A 14,422-nucleotide genomic window follows, 5' to 3' on the forward strand; every position below is an offset into this window, starting at 1 on the left:
TGGGGGTGACGGCGAGCCCGCGTCATCGCAGGATGTCGGCGACGGCGGCGGCGAAGTCCTCGGCCTTGCGGGCGGTGACCCGGGACGTGGTCGCGCGGATGCCGTGCCGCCCGTCGCCGGTGCGGGTGTGGAACGAGGAGCCGTCCCGGACCGACCACCCCGCGTCGCGCAGGGCCGCGACGACCGGTAGTGGCTCGTGCGGGACGGGGACCCAGACGTTGAGTCCGTCGGTGGGGAACGGGGTGTCGATCCCGACCGCGGCGAGCGAGGCACGCAGCAGGTCGCTGCGGTGGGAGTAGGCGTCCCGGGCCCGTCGGAACAGCGCGGGCGTGTCCGGGGCGGTCAGCAGCTCGGCCGCGACCCGCTGGAGCAGGTGGCTGACCCACGTCGCGCCGGGCCGTAACCGGGTGCCGAGCAGCTCGGCGGTGACGAGGTCGGAGCCGACGGCGGCCACCCGGATGTCCGGGCCCAGGAACTTGGCGACCGAGCGAACCAGTGCCCAGTGCCGTGTCGTCGGCGGGGTGATGCGGTGGAACGGGCGGCGGGAGACGGCCGAGAAGTGGTCGTCCTCGATGACCAGCACGTGCGGGTAGCCGGCGAGCAGGTCGCGTAGCTCGGCGGCGCGCTCGGCAGTGAGACTGACCCCGGTCGGGTTGTGCGCGCGGGGGGTGACGATGACGGCGCGGGCACCGGCGTCGAGTGCGGTGCGCAGGGAGTCGGTGCGCATCCCGGCGGTGTCGAGGTCGACCGGGGCGGCGCGGAACCCGTTGACGCGCACGGTGCCCTCGCTGGCGTAGAAGCACGGGTCCTCGAGTGCGACGAGGTCACCGCGGGTGAGGTGGGCGCCGAGTAGCCGGTCGACGGCGTCGACGGCGCCGTGGGTGACCGAGATCGACGGCGGCCGGCCCGCAGTCGAGGGCATCGTCTCGAGCGCCCACTCGGCGAGGCGCGGGTTCACGGTCGGGCTGCCGTAGAGCGCGGTGCGGTAGTCCAGGCGTGCCACGACCGCAGCGATGTCGGGGAGCAGTACCGGATCGGGGTTCCCGCCGGCAAGGTCGACGAGTTCGGGACCGGGGGAGTGCTCGTCGCCCGGCTGGTGCGGCGACGGGTCCGCGTCGAAACGGGGCAGGGCGCGGATGTGGGTGCCGCCGCGGCCGCGGGTCTCGGCCAGGCCGGCGCCGACGAGTGTGCGGTACGCCATGGCGACGGTGTTGCGGTGCACACCGAGCTGCCGGGCCAGGTCTCGGATCGGCGGCACCGGGTCACCGGGCCGCAGGTCACCCGCACCGACGAGGTCGCGGATGCTGTCCGCGATCTCGGCGGCGGTGCCCCCGCCGATGCGCACTCCGGTCATGCGTCCCAGCATATGTCATGTGACAAAACTTGGGTGACGTCCTAACGTCTACGTCACGTGACATACGGCGTCGTGGAGGAAAGGAGCCCGCAGAGGTGTTCACTGGGTTGAGTGCGTTCCCGTTGACCCCGGTCAGCGAGGCGGATGTCGACGAGGCGGCGTTCTCCGAGATCGTGGCGCGGTTGGGCCGGGCCGGGGTCGACTCGATCGGGGCGCTGGGGTCGACCGGGAGCTACGCCTATCTGACGCGCGAGCAGCGGCGCCGCCTGGCCGAGGTGGCGGTCCGCGCAGCGGGACGTACCCCGGTCCTGGTCGGGGTCGGCGGGCTGCGCACCGTGGACGTCCTGCGTCACACCGAGGACGCCCAGGCGGCCGGGGCGAGTGCGGTGCTGCTGGCGCCGATGTCGTACCAGCCGCTGACCGACGACGAGGTCTACGGCCTCTACGCCGACGTGACGGCGGCGCTGTCGGTCCCGCTGGTGGTCTACGACAACCCGGGCACCACGCACTTCACGTTCAGCGACGACCTGCACGGCCGCATCGCCGCGCTGCCCCGCGTCGCGTCGGTCAAGATCCCGGCCACCCCCGCGGACCCGCAGGCGGCCCGGGAGCGCGTCGGGCGGCTGCGCGCCCGCATCCCCTCCGACGTGACGATCGGGGTCAGCGGAGACCCGGCCGCGGCCGGCGGGCTGCTCGCCGGCTGCGACGCCTGGTACAGCGTGCTGGGTGGGCTGTGGCCGCAGGTGTGCCTCGCACTGACCCGCGCCGCACAGCGCGACGACCCGGACACCGCATCGTCGGTCTCGGACGACCTCGCTCCGCTGTGGGAGCTGTTCGGCGAGTACGGGAGCCTGCGGGTGGTCTCGGCGATCGCCGAGCAGATGGGCCTCGTGGGTGCGCCCAACCTGCCCAGGCCGCTGCAGGGGCTTCCAGGAGACGCCCGGCGTCGCGTCGAGCAGGTCGTGGCGCGGCTCGCGCCGGTCCTGGCGCGTGTCTGACCGGCCGGTGTCCCGCTCCGCGCCGTCCACTGCCGAGCGCGATGCGCCGGCCGGCGGGCTGGCGCGCTACGTCGTCGCCGCGGCACTGGCCCGGTGCGGTGACGCGGGAGCGGTCGTCGGCATCGTCCTGCTCGTCACCTCCACCGGCGGTTCCGGCCTGCTGGCCGGCGCGCTCGGCGCCTGCATCACCGCCCCGCACCTGCTCGGTCCGTTCGTGGGTCGCCGCGTCGACACCGCCGCCGACGGACGCCGGGTCATCGCCGCCGCCTGCGTGCTCTACGCGGTCACACTCGCCACGGCCGTACTGACCTGGCAGACGGTGCCGGCCCTGGTGACCGGGGTGCTCGTCGCCGCGGCCGGTCTGTGCGGGCCACTGCTGACCGGCGGGATCAGCAGCCGGCTCCCGGCCATCGTCGGGCCGGATCAGCACACCCAGCGCCGGGCCCAGGGCTGGGACGTCGCCACCTACGGCATCGGTGGGACGGTCGGCCCGTCGGTCGTCGCGGCGCTGTCCGGGTGGCTGTCCCCGGCGGCCGCGCTGCTGGCTCTCGCGGTGGCCGTGCTGGTCGCGTCGGTGTGTGTGCTGGGGCTGCCGTTCCGCCCGCCCACGCACGGGGGCGACACCGACGCCGTCCCCCGCCCGTGGCCGACGCTGGCGCTGATGGCGCGCTGCGGTCACCTGCGCCGGACCGGCTACATGACGATGCTCGTCGCGCTGAGCATGGCATCGTTGCCGGTGACCGCTGTCCACCTGACCACGGTGTTCGGCGTCGGTGCCGCCGCGGCCGGCGTGCTCACCGCCGCCTATGGCGTCGGGAACCTCGCCGGGTCGGTCGTGGTGATGGTGCGTCCGCTGCGCGGTGACCCGGATCGGTTGATGCGGGTACTCGCCGCCGCCGTCGTACTCGGGCTGGTCGCGGTCGTGCTCAGCCCGGAGTTCGGGGTTGCGATCGTCGCCTACGGGATCGCCGGCGCGCTGAACGCCGGGTTCTTCGCCGCCACCCTGGCCGCACGCACCGAGTACGCACCGCGGCACGCACGCGGCCAGGTGTTCATCTGGGTCGCCGCACTGAAGATCACGTCAGGGTCCGCGGGCACCGCTCTGGCCGGCGCGCTCACCGGGTTCGACGCTCGGGTCCCGGTCGTCGTGGGTGCACTGCTCATCCTGGCCGCCGTGCTGGCGTCGCTGATCGAGTACAGCGTTGCCGGGAGCAGGGCTCGGCGACCTGCATCAGAGCGAGGTGCCGTCCGCCCCGGAGCCGACGAGCGCTAGAAGAACCCCTCGTGGGCGTTCACCGTGGAGGCGCTCGTGCGGGCTTGCTCGCGGTAGCCGAGGTCGGCGCTTATCTGGCCGGCGATGGTGAGCAGACGTGGGACGACGTCGGCTTCGAGGGCTGCAGGGGTGGATCGACCGGTGGAACTCGACGAGGCCAGCGCGGCGATCACGGTGCCGCTCGGGTCGCGCACCGGGGCCGAGGCAGAGATCAGGCCGAGTTCGAGCTCTTCGGACACGACGGACCAACCTTGCTCACGCACCCTCCGGAGGCCGGAGCGCAAGGCCGAGGAGTCGGTGACGGTGTGTGGGGTCAGGGACGGCAACCCGGTCGTCTCGATCACCCGTTGGATCGTCTCGGGGGGCGCCCAGGCGAGCAGAGCCCGTCCCATCGACGTGGCGTGGGCGGGCACGCGGGTGCCGACCGCGATATTGATGCTCATGATGCGCCGCACCGGCACACGGGCGATGTAGACGACCTCGGTGCCGTCCAACGCGGCCAACGAGGCTGATTCGCCGGTCTGTTCTGCCAGACGCAGAAGGTGTGGCTGGGCGGTCTCGATGACCGCATTGGAGACCGAGTAGTGCTGGCCGATGCTGAGCACCCGTGGCGTGAGCCGCCACCGGCTGCCGCTGTTCTCGATATAGCCCAGGTCCTGCAGCGTCAGCAGGATCCGCCGCACGGTCGGGCGAGCGAGAGCAGTGGCCGCGGCGAGTTCGGCGACGGTCGCGCTCGGGCGCTCGGCGTCGAACGTCCGCAGTACGGCCAAGCCTCGTTCGAGGCTCTGCAGGCGGTCGCGGCCGGTGCCCGGCGTGATCATCGCGCTCATTGTGACGCTGGACCTCCATAAGCAGGCCGTATTCGGTCTCGGGATCTGCCCTTTTGACGGATCAGGCCCTTTACGCCGGACACGTTACGCGCCACTGTCGTCGTGTGACCGGATTCCGGTCAGAACGTACGCAGAGCGTACATCGAGGAGGCGACGGTCGATGGCGATCGATCCACGCGAGCTGCGGCAGTGCTTGGGGCATTTCGCGACAGGGGTCACGGTGATCACCTGCCGTGGGGACGACGACGCAGCGCACGGGGCGACGGTGAACGCGTTCACTGCCGTCTCGCTGGAGCCGCCACTGGTGCTCGTGTCGCTCGATCGGCGGTCGAAGGTGTGCTCGCTGATCGAGTCGCGCCCGTTCACGGTGAACGTGCTCGAGGCGGCGCAGAAGGACCTGGCTTTGCATTTCGCGGGCAAACCCAACCAGGACGTGGCCTGGGACGCCGACAGCGACTGCGGAGCACCACGGCTCGGCGGGGCGCTCGCACACGTCTCGTGCACGCCCTGGCAGCACTACGACGGCGGCGATCACGTGCTCTACCTGGGCGAGGTCCAGGAGTTCCGGATCCATGACGGAGCCCCGCTGCTGTTCCACACCGGCAAGTTCCACCACCTGGGCGGCGACCACGACCCGCTGTTCTGGGACGACTCGGCCGACGGGCCGGGCGGCATCTCCTGGTTCTCCGGCGCCGCGATCACGCAGTAGCCCGGCGACAGCAGCCCGGCGACGAGATCTTTCCGAAGCAGTACCGCACCACGACAAAGGAGTCAGTGATGACCCTGCAGCAGGATTCCGTCTCCACCCCGCTCGCCGAGGACGGTCGCGCGACGCGGCCGATGACCGGTGACGAGTACATCGAGAGCCTGCGCGATGGCCGAGAGGTGTTCCTCTACGGCGAGAAGGTCGGCGACGTCACCACCCACCCCGCGTTCCGCAACGCGGTGCGGATGACCGCCCGGCTCTACGACTCGCTGCACGACCCGGCCAAGGCCGACGTGCTGACCACCCCCACCGACACCGGCAGCAGCGGCGTCACGCACCCGTTCTTCCGCACCCCGCACTCGGTCGAGGACCTGAAGAAGGACCGGGACGCGATCGCCGAGTGGGCGCGGATGACCTACGGGTTCATGGGCCGGTCCCCCGACTACAAGGCCGCGTTCCTCGGGACGCTGGGCGCCAACTCCGAGTTCTACGACCCCTACGCCGCCAATGCGCGGCGCTGGTACCAGGAGTCGCAGGAGAAGGTCCTCTACTGGAACCACGCGATCATCAACCCGCCGGTGGACCGGCACCGCCCGCCGGACGAGGTGTCCGACGTGTTCATGCACGTCGAGGAGGAGAACGACAACGGCGTCGTCGTGTCCGGGGCGAAGGTCGTCGCGACCGGGTCGGCGATCACCCACTACAACTTCCTCGCCCACTACGGGCTGCCGATCAAGAAGCGCGAGTACTCGCTGGTCTGCACCGTCCCGATGGGCGCGCCCGGCATGAAGCTGATCTGCCGGCCCTCGTATGCCCAGCAGGCCAACACCATGGGGAGCCCGTTCGACTACCCGCTCTCGTCGCGGATGGACGAGAACGACACGATCTTCGTGCTGGACAAGGTCCTGATCCCGTGGGAGAACGTGTTCATCTACGGCGACGCCGAGAAGGCCTCGACGTTCTTCCCCGGCTCCGGGTTCCTGCACCGCTTCACCTTCCACGGCACGACCCGCCTCGCGGTCAAGCTCGACTTCATCGCCGGGCTGCTGATGAAGGGCCTCGAGGTCACCGGCACCAAGGACTTCCGCGGCGTGCAGACCCGCGTCGGCGAGGTCATCGCGTGGCGCAACATGTTCTGGGCCCTCTCGGACGCGATGTGCGCCAACCCCGACGAGTGGGTGGGCGGCGCGAAGCTGCCCAAGCTCGACTACGGGCTGGCCTACCGCTGGTTCATGACGATCGGCTACCCGCGGGTCCGCGAGATCATCATGCAGGACCTCGGCGCGTCGCTGATCTACCTGCCCAGCCACAGCGCCGACTTCCTCTCTCCCGAGGTCCGCCCCTACCTGGACAAGTACGTGCGCGGCTCCAACGGCTACGACGCCGTGGACCGGGTCAAGCTGATGAAACTGATCTGGGACTCGATCGGCTCCGAGTTCGGCGGCCGCCACGAGCTCTACGAGCGCAACTACTCCGGCAACCACGAGGGCGTGCGTGCGGAGCTGCTCTTCGCCGCCGAGCAGTCCGGCACCGCCGCGGCGATGAAGGGCTTCGCCGAGACCTGCATGTCCGAGTACGACCTCAACGGCTGGACCGTCCCGGACCTGATCAACCCGGGCGATTCCCAGGTCGTCGGGCTGCTCAACGGCAACGGCAAGCGCTGAACGACCGCCCCACCGCGGGCGAGTACGACGTCGTCCTCGAACTCGCCCGAGAAAGCCCCGGGTCCGGTCCGCGCTGTCCAGGCGCGGACCGGACCCGCCAGCCTTCCTCCGCGACGAGTGCGGAGCGCCGAACCCCCGGTACAGCTCGCGACGTCACAACGGCGAACCCGCCGACTCGTCAGATCTGGAGAACCAGTCGTGACCGCCGTCTTGACCCACTCCGCCGGCTCGCCGCCGACCACTGTGTCGGCGAGGACGAGCGACTCCCGGTGTGTGCAGCTCTGGTACGACCTCGGCGAGATACCCGCCGGTTGGGGGCCGAGCGTGGTCACCGTCGGTGTGTTCGACGGAGTGCACCGCGGTCACCGTCATCTCATCGGCCGCGCTGTGCGCGAGGGACGCAGGCGTGGGCTGCCGACCGTCCTGGTCACCTTCGACCCGCATCCCGCCCGCGTTCTCGGCGTCGACCGTGACACCGCCGCCCTGAGTTCCGTCGAACACCGCGCCGAACTCGCCGCCGGTCTCGGCGTCGACGCCGTCTGCGTTCTGCGGTTCACCCGCGAGCTGGCCGCTCTGAGCCCGACCCGCTTCGCCGCCCACGTCCTCGCCGGCACCCTGCACGCTCGTGCGGTGGTCGTCGGGACGAACTTCACGTTCGGCGCCAGGGGTGCCGGGACCCGCGACACCCTCGTCGAGCTCGGCGAGCGGTACGGGTTCACCGTGCACGGCGTCGGGCTGCTTCCGGTGGCCGACGACACGGCCTGCTCCTCGACCTATACGCGCCGCTGCCTTCGAGACGGTGACCTACGCGAGACCACCCGTGCACTCGGGCGCCCACACCGCGTCGACGGTCGACTGCACTGCGGCGTGGTCACCGTCGCCGAGAACACCGCCCTCCCACCTGCCGGGCACTACACGGGCGCCGTCGACGGCCGGCCGGCTGTCGTCGAGGTCACCGATCAGCGCACTCTGCACCTGTATGCGTCCGGTAGCGCCGACGAGCAGGTCCGCGCGGTCGCCGTGACGTTCCACGACCGCATCGGGTTCCTGTAGGTGAGGGGCGAGCGGCTTGCGAGCCTCCAGCTCGTGACGATGGACTGACGGGGGACCGGGTGACGGACGTCCGGATGGTGCTCAACCCCGGAGAAGCTGACTCTCTGGAACTGAGCCTCACGAGACCACCATCCCGGCCGTGGAGCGGCTACCGCGGTCCTGAGTGGGTGCCGGTACCGCGATCTGCTGAGCACGCGCCCGGTGGTCAACGGGTGGTGGTGATCTTCGACAGCCCGCCCGGGTGGTCGATGTCGACACCCCGGGTGACCGCGAGTTGCCAGGCCAGGGCCTGCGCCGGTACGGCGCAGACCAGGGGGCTGAGCCATCCGGGCACCTCGGCCGGGACCGGGAGATCGGCGCCGGGCCCGAGGACGACCACCGGTGCGCCTCGCTCGCGCAGTGCCGGGACCAGGTCGCGGACCGACGCCGATGCCGGCTCGTCCGGGGCCACCAGCAGCACCGGGGTGTCCGGGCCGACGGCCGCGATCGGTCCGTGCCGCAGGTCGGCGGGGGAGTAGGGGATGACCAGGGCCCGGGTCAGTTCCGTGATCTTCAACGCGGCCTCGTGCGCGGTGCACAGGTTGAGCCCGCGTCCCACGGCCACCGCCCGGGTGAGGCCGGAGAGCCGCTGCGCCACCGCGGCGGCGTCCGCGGGCCGGATCGCCTCGGCGATCCGCGACGGCAGCGCCGCGAGCTCGCGCAGGGCCTCCGGCTCGTCGTCCGGTGCGCCCATGGCCAGCGCGAGCAGCGCCACCCCGAGCAGGGAGGCGGTGTAGGTCTTCGTGGCGGCCACCGACCGTTCCGGCCCGGTCGCCATGTCCAGCACGTGATCGGCCTGCGCGGCCAGCGCGGAGCCCGGGTCGTTGGTGATCGCGACCGTGGGGCAGCCCTGGGCGCGGGCGTCGGCGAGCACGGCCACGACGTCCGGGGAGGCCCCGGACTGGGAGATCGCCACCACCGTGGCGCCGCGGACGTCGGGGGCCCGGCCGTAGACGGTGGACAGGCTGGGCGCGGCCAGCCCCACCGGGAGCCCGGTGCGCAGCGGCAGCAGGTACTGCGCGTAGCGCGCGGCGTTGTCCGAGCTCCCCCGGGCCGCGACGACGACGCCCGCGGTGCCGGAGGTGAGCCGCCGCAGGGTCCGGACCTCGTCCGGGGCCCGGTCGACCAGACGCGCGATCACCTCCGGCTGCTCGCGCAGCTCGGCTTCGAGCAGGGTGCCGGGAGCACCGTCGCGGGGCGGGGGTGTCATGGCTGTCCTCGCAGGTCGATGGGGTGTGTCGGGCCCGGGCCCGCCTGCGTCACCGCGTGGGCGAACGACCGGGTGATCCAGGTCGGGTCGGTGATGGCGGTCCCCACCACGACGGCGGTCGCGCCGGCCCGGATCGCGGCGGCGGCGACGTCGGGCGAGTGGTAGCGGCCCTCGGCCACCACGGGGAGGTCCGGGGCACCGTTGCACAGCGCGGTGACCAGCGCGAGGTCGGCACCGGTGAGCCCCGCCGTCTCGGCGGTGTAGCCGGACAGGGTGGTGGCCAGCAGGTCGGCGCCCGCGGCGGCGGCCCGGAGCCCGTCCTGCACCGTGGCCACGTCGGCCATCACCAGCGCGCCCAGCTCGTGCACGGCGTCGATGCTGGCCGCGAGCGGGGCACCGTCCGGGCGGGGCCGGACCGTGCCGTCCAGGGCCACCACGTCGGCGCCGCAGCGGGCCACCGCCCGCGCCGCGTCCACGGTGGGGGTGATGAACACCGGGTCCCGGCCCTGCTTGGTCAGCCCGATCATCGGGACGTCGACGGCCGCGCGCACGGCGGCCACGTCGTCGAGGCCCCCGACCCCTCCGCAGCGCACGGCCACCGCACCGCCGTCGGCGGCCGCGCGGGCCAGCCGGGCGATGGTCGCGGTGTCCCGCAGCGCGTGTCCGGTCCCGGCCTGACAGGACACGATCAGCCCTCCGCCGATCCGGTCCAGCAGCTCGGCGCGGTTCACCGGAGCTCTCCGGCGAGCCGGCGGGCGGCCAGGAGCGCCGGGCCGAGGATCGGCGCGTCCCCGGTACCGGGCCTCAGCACCGGAGTGGCGCGGCCGGGCGGGCGGGACTCCGCGTCCAGCGCCCGGGTCAGTGGGTCGAGCAGCGGGGCCCCGAGCTCGGTGACCCCGCCGGCCACGACGAGCGCGTCCAGATCGAGCGCGGTGACCAGACCGGACAGGGTCCGGCCGAGCAGGGTGCCGGCACGGGCCACCACCTCACGGGCCAGCGGGTCGCCCGCCCGCATCCGGGCGGCCACCGTGACCAGGTCCGCCCCGGTCCCCCCGGCGCCGGCGCGCGTGTCGTAGGCGGCGGCGATCGCCGGGCCGGCCGCGACGGCTTCGAGGTGGTCGAGCCGCCCGCAGCCGCACGGGAGGTCGCCGGGTTCGGGGACCAGCAGGTGCGCGATCTCGCCCGCGGTCCCGCCGTCTCCGCGCAGGACGCTCCCGGCACAGGTCAGGGCCCCACCGACCCCGGTTCCGAGCGACACGTGCAGCACCCGGCGACAGCCGTGGACCGCGGGGTCGCGGGCCTGGGCCAGTGCCGCGGCACGGACGTCGTTGTCCACCGCGACGGGCAGCCCGACCCGGCCGGAGAGCAGGTCGGCGACCGGGGTGCCGAGCCAGCCCGGGACGATGTCGGTGCAGGAGCTCACGACGCCGGTGGCCGCGTCGATGACGCCGGGAGCGCCCACGCCCACCGCGGCCACCGGATCCGGCGCCTCCCGCAGCAGCTGATCGACCAGGTCCGCCGCCCGCGCGACGATCGCCCGCCCGCCGGTCCTCGGGGTCGGGCAGGACAGCCGTGCGCTCACGCGCCCACCGTCCGCGACGAGACCTGCGGCGATCTTGGTTCCACCGATGTCCACCCCGATCAGCCCGGCGTGGCCGGCGGCGGGGGAGGCGGTCACCGCAGTCCCGCGGTCTCGAGGTGCCGACGGATCCCGTCCACCTCGGTGTCGAGCAGCGGGAGCTGGGGTGTCATCGTGGCCGGGCAGTCGATGATGCCGCGCAGGTGCAGCGCGGCCTTGAAGGCGCCGAGCGCCGAGGAGCTGGGGCCGATCCGGGCTGGGTCTCCCGCCTCGACGATCCCGAACAGCTGCAGCAGCCGGTCCTGCTCGTCGGCCGCGGCCTTGTGGTCGCCGGCCCGCACGTGCCCGGCCAGGGCGACGTAGCCGTGCGGGTCGACGTTGCCCAGGCCGGGGACCGCGCCGTCGGCTCCCGCGAACAGCGCGCTGTCCACGGTCAGCTCGGAGCCGGTGAGCACGCCGAACCCGTCCGGGCCGCTCCGGGCCCGACGACCCAGGAGCCGGCGCAGGCCCCCGTCGTCGCCGCTGGAGTCCTTCACCCCGGCGAGCACGCCGTCGGCCGCGAGCGCGAGAAGCATCTCCGGGCGGAGCTTCACCTGCACCGACACCGGCAGGTCGTAGGCGTAGAGCGGCAGGTCGACACCGGCGGCGACGGCCCGGAAGTGCTGCTCGATCTCGGCCGGGTGGGTACGGGTGTAGAACGGCGCGGTTGCGACGACGGCGTCTGCTCCCGACTGCTGCACCGTGCGGGCGTGGTCGAGCACCCGCGGCGACGTCATGTCGATCGCGCCGCCGAGAACGGGCACCTGACCGGCCACGACCGAGACGGCCACCTCCAGTACCCGCGCCCGGTGCCGGTCCGGGAGGTAGGCGGTCTCACCGCTGGATCCGAGCAGGAACACCGCGTCCACGCCGGCGTCCAGCAGGAACGTGAGCAGGCGCTCCAGGGACCGGTCGTCGACCTCGAGGTCGGGGGTGAGCGGGGTGCAGACCGGGGGGACGATTCCGGTGATCGGGCCTGGGGCCATCTCATGTCCTCTGTTCGGGTCGGGCGACGGTCGTGGTCGGTGGGATCGGGGCAGGGCCGGGTGCGGGACCGCGCGAGGCCGTCACCGGGACACCCCGCCCAGCGGAGAGCCGTCGATCGCGTCCACATCGGTCGCGGCGTCCGGGCGCGGCAGTCGTTGCAGCCGGGTCGGGGCGTCGATGCCGATCAGGACCAGCACCACGAGCGTCAACGAGAACGACAGCACGGCCAGCGCCGTACCCAGGCTCATCGTGGCGCCCAGGCTGGCCCCGAGTGCCGGCGCGACCGCTCCGCCGAGCGCCCCGACGTTGTAGGTGAACCCGAGCGCGGCGGCCCGCTGGCGCACGTCGAAGTAGCCGCCGATCCACTTCGGCAACAGCCCGGAGATGCCCTGGCCGAAGACCTGCTGGACGAACAGCAGCACACCCAGCAACAGCAGGCTCGACCCACCGACGGCGAACACCGGGAAGATCACCACCTGGGAGATCAGCAGGCTGACCCAGTACGCCCTGCGGGTGCCCCACCGGTCACCGGTGAACCCGGCGACCCAGCAGCCGACCGCCGCTCCGAGACCGGCGAAGAACAGCACCTGGCTCGCTTCGGTGGGGCTGTAGCCCAGGTCGGTCTTGAGGTAGGTGGGGAGCAGCGACTGGATCGGCCAGGAGTAGAGGAACGCCGCGAAGACGATCACCATCACGGCCAGCCCGGTGGGCCAGCGCGGGCCGGCGAACTGGACCACGTAGGACACGAAGACCGCGGCCGCGAGCACCCCGAGTCCGGCCACCGCCCAGGCGGACCCGACCGACTGCGTGAAGATCAGCACCAGGGCGGCGGTCGCGACCGCTCCGGACACGACGTTGGGCAGTGCACGCCGGCCCCCGAACAGCGTCTGCGCGACCGGCACGCTGTGCGGCGCATCGCCGGAGGTCGGTTCGCGGCTCCAGTCCTGTGACTCCGGCAGCCTGCGGCGAAGCCAGATCGCGAGCACGATCGGCGCGAGCCCGATGTAGAACAGTGCCCGCCAGCCGAACGCCGGTACCACTACGGCGTAGATCCCGGCCGCCAGCACGGTTCCGATCGAGTAGCCGGAGATCAGGAAACCGCTGGCCTTGTTCCGCAGCCCGACCGGCCACGACTCGATGACGTAGGTCGAGCTCGCCCCGTACTCGCCGGCCATCCCCAGACCGATCACCAGGCGGGCCGCGAACAGCACGGCGAACGACGGCGCCAGCCCGCATCGTGGACACCCGGCACGGGCACGGCTCGATCGTCGGCGAGCCCTCACTGCACGTGCTCTCCCCGTCGCTCACGTTCGGCGCCGTGAGCACCACCACCCGCAGCGGCCTGCGCAACCTGGTCGAGATCCGAGAGCTGATCGAGGTCGGGGTCGTCGGCAAGCTCGCCGGGGCCCTCACCGACCAGGCTCTGGACCGTCTCGCCGAGCTGTGCGACGAGATGACGCACTCCGGGCTCGATCCCGACGCCGACCGCGAGTTCCATCGGGTCCTCTACGCCGGAGCCGACAACCCCCTGATCGGCCAGCTGGTCGACGTCTTCTGGGACGCCTACCGGGCGGCACAGGCGGTGCTCGACCCTCCTGGCCGGGGCGACACGGCGGAGACCGTGGCCCGCCACCGCCTCATCGTCGACGCACTGCGGGCCGGTGACGCCGACGTGGCCCGCACCGCGATGCACGACCACTTCGCGGAGATCAAGAAGAGGCTCGACGACAGCTCCCCCGACGACCGGCGGCGCCGCTGAGCAGGCGCCCGGGCTCGACATCGGCGCCCCGCCCTGGCGATCAGTGGCCGGGCCCGTGCCCGACCAGCATCATCAGGGTGTCGGCGAGTTGCTCGATCGCCCGGTCCCGTGCCGCGGCATCGAGACCCGAGCACCACAACGGCGCCTGCGACATCGAGGCGTGCATGCACTGCATCGCCGAGTCGACGTGGGGCACTCGGAACTCGCCCGTGCTGACGCCCTCCTCGACGACCCGCCGGAACAGGCGGTCGTGGCGGCGACGGAGCTCCTTGATGCGGGCGTGCTGGTCCTCGGGCCAGTCACCGGGCACCAGGAACAGCCCGAGCGCGGCCGGGTACTCGCACACCGCGATCGCGATGTGCTCACGCAGCAGGCTGCGCAGCTTCTCCCCGGGGGAGCCCTCGTGTGCTGCGAGGAGGTTCTCGAGTCGTGAGGTCCATTCGTTGCCCAGCGTCTCGATGGCCGCGGTGCCGAGCTCGTCCTTGCTGGGGAAGTAGTAGTACAGCGATCCCTTGGTGACATCGAGACGTTCGGCCACGTCCTCCAGGCTGACCGCGGCGTAGCCGCGCTCGCCGAACATCTCGGCGGCCGTGGTCAGGATCTCCTGGATCCGGCGTCCCCGCTTGCGTTCGACCCGGCTCGACGGTGGTCGGGGCCCGCTCCCGTCGACGGTCTGGTGCTGCGTCGTCATCGGCCCCCTCGTCCTCTCCTGGCGCACTCTGCGTACTGAAGGGTACTACTTCTCCCGGCCGGTCATCTATTGACTCATAGTTCAAACTTCTGCAACCTGGTCAACGTCCGGTGGCGAGGGTGTCCGGGAGGACACCGCCGCGGGGCGTGTTCGGTACGGACCAGGACGAAGGAGCCAGAAGTGGCGCAGGACTTCGAGGACATCACCTACGAGATCGACGGCCCGGCCGCGGTGATCACG

The 14,422-nt window shown here is 72.4% G+C and carries 14 protein-coding genes; 6 read left to right on the forward strand and 8 right to left on the reverse strand.

The window, feature by feature from the left end; genetic code table 11:
* Window positions 1-22 precede the first annotated feature (22 nt).
* Complete coding sequence (locus I4I78_RS01330) at window positions 23-1,354, reverse strand: aminotransferase class I/II-fold pyridoxal phosphate-dependent enzyme (RefSeq protein ID WP_226378894.1); 1,332 nt, start codon at window positions 1,352-1,354, stop codon at window positions 23-25.
* A gap of 95 nt (window positions 1,355-1,449) precedes the next feature.
* Between I4I78_RS01330 and I4I78_RS01335 the strand changes: the two genes are divergently transcribed.
* Together I4I78_RS01335 and I4I78_RS01340 are read left to right on the forward strand one after the other, a co-directional pair.
* On the forward strand, window positions 1,450-2,352 hold the full coding sequence (locus tag I4I78_RS01335) for a dihydrodipicolinate synthase family protein (protein ID WP_218609294.1): 903 nt from the start codon (window positions 1,450-1,452) through the stop codon (window positions 2,350-2,352).
* Entirely contained in the window at window positions 2,345-3,625 is a 1,281-nt protein-coding gene (locus I4I78_RS01340) for an MFS transporter (protein ID WP_218609295.1), read from the forward strand. Before I4I78_RS01335 ends, I4I78_RS01340 begins: the two co-directional genes overlap by 8 nt.
* Here I4I78_RS01340 and I4I78_RS01345 read toward each other — a convergent pair.
* Window positions 3,622-4,455, reverse strand: a complete 834-nt coding sequence (locus I4I78_RS01345) for an IclR family transcriptional regulator C-terminal domain-containing protein (RefSeq protein ID WP_218609296.1) — start codon at window positions 4,453-4,455, stop codon at window positions 3,622-3,624. The genes I4I78_RS01340 and I4I78_RS01345 overlap by 4 nt on opposite strands.
* A 160-nt stretch (window positions 4,456-4,615) precedes the next feature.
* On the opposite strand from I4I78_RS01345, the gene I4I78_RS01350 reads away from it, so the two are divergent.
* The 3 genes from I4I78_RS01350 to I4I78_RS01360 all read left to right on the forward strand — a co-directional run bounded on the left by I4I78_RS01350 (window position 4,616) and on the right by I4I78_RS01360 (window position 7,878).
* Complete coding sequence (locus tag I4I78_RS01350; RefSeq protein ID WP_218609297.1) at window positions 4,616-5,164, forward strand: flavin reductase family protein; 549 nt, start codon at window positions 4,616-4,618, stop codon at window positions 5,162-5,164.
* A gap of 68 nt (window positions 5,165-5,232) precedes the next feature.
* Window positions 5,233-6,825: a 4-hydroxyphenylacetate 3-hydroxylase family protein gene (locus I4I78_RS01355; RefSeq protein WP_218609298.1), complete on the forward strand. Its 1,593-nt coding sequence runs from the start codon at window positions 5,233-5,235 to the stop codon at window positions 6,823-6,825.
* Between the two features lie 198 nt (window positions 6,826-7,023).
* A complete protein-coding gene (locus I4I78_RS01360; RefSeq protein WP_308251838.1) occupies window positions 7,024-7,878 on the forward strand; it encodes a cytidyltransferase in 855 nt (284 codons plus the stop codon).
* Window positions 7,879-8,083: 205 nt separating this feature from the next.
* Here I4I78_RS01360 and I4I78_RS01365 read toward each other — a convergent pair whose 3' ends face one another.
* The 5 genes from I4I78_RS01365 to I4I78_RS01385 form a co-directional block, all read right to left on the reverse strand.
* Window positions 8,084-9,127: an SIS domain-containing protein gene (locus I4I78_RS01365; RefSeq protein WP_218609299.1), complete on the reverse strand. Its 1,044-nt coding sequence runs from the start codon at window positions 9,125-9,127 to the stop codon at window positions 8,084-8,086.
* The gene (locus tag I4I78_RS01370) at window positions 9,124-9,858 is read right to left on the reverse strand and encodes a putative N-acetylmannosamine-6-phosphate 2-epimerase (RefSeq protein WP_218609300.1); all 735 of its coding nucleotides are present in this window, start codon (window positions 9,856-9,858) and stop codon (window positions 9,124-9,126) included. The genes I4I78_RS01365 and I4I78_RS01370 overlap by 4 nt, the downstream gene beginning before the upstream one ends.
* Window positions 9,855-10,805: an ROK family protein gene (locus I4I78_RS01375; RefSeq protein ID WP_218609301.1), complete on the reverse strand. Its 951-nt coding sequence runs from the start codon at window positions 10,803-10,805 to the stop codon at window positions 9,855-9,857. The genes I4I78_RS01370 and I4I78_RS01375 overlap by 4 nt, the downstream gene beginning before the upstream one ends.
* Window positions 10,802-11,731 (reverse strand): dihydrodipicolinate synthase family protein, encoded by a 930-nt coding sequence (locus I4I78_RS01380; protein ID WP_218609302.1) that lies wholly within the window; start codon window positions 11,729-11,731, stop codon window positions 10,802-10,804. The genes I4I78_RS01375 and I4I78_RS01380 overlap by 4 nt, the downstream gene beginning before the upstream one ends.
* Before the next feature lie 81 nt (window positions 11,732-11,812).
* Window positions 11,813-13,015, reverse strand: a complete 1,203-nt coding sequence (locus I4I78_RS01385) for an MFS transporter (protein WP_218609303.1) — start codon at window positions 13,013-13,015, stop codon at window positions 11,813-11,815.
* On the opposite strand from I4I78_RS01385, the gene I4I78_RS01390 reads away from it, so the two are divergent.
* The gene (locus tag I4I78_RS01390; protein WP_308251839.1) at window positions 12,970-13,491 is read left to right on the forward strand and encodes an FCD domain-containing protein; all 522 of its coding nucleotides are present in this window, start codon (window positions 12,970-12,972) and stop codon (window positions 13,489-13,491) included. The two genes, I4I78_RS01385 and I4I78_RS01390, sit on opposite strands and share 46 nt — an antisense overlap.
* 40 nt (window positions 13,492-13,531) lie before the next feature.
* Here the strand turns inward: I4I78_RS01390 and I4I78_RS01395 are convergent, their stop codons facing one another.
* Window positions 13,532-14,182: a TetR/AcrR family transcriptional regulator gene (locus tag I4I78_RS01395; protein WP_218609305.1), complete on the reverse strand. Its 651-nt coding sequence runs from the start codon at window positions 14,180-14,182 to the stop codon at window positions 13,532-13,534.
* Window positions 14,183-14,422: the final 240 nt, after the last annotated feature.

Source organism: Pseudonocardia sp. KRD291, assembly GCF_019263595.1.
Taxonomy (GTDB): domain Bacteria; phylum Actinomycetota; class Actinomycetes; order Mycobacteriales; family Pseudonocardiaceae; genus Pseudonocardia.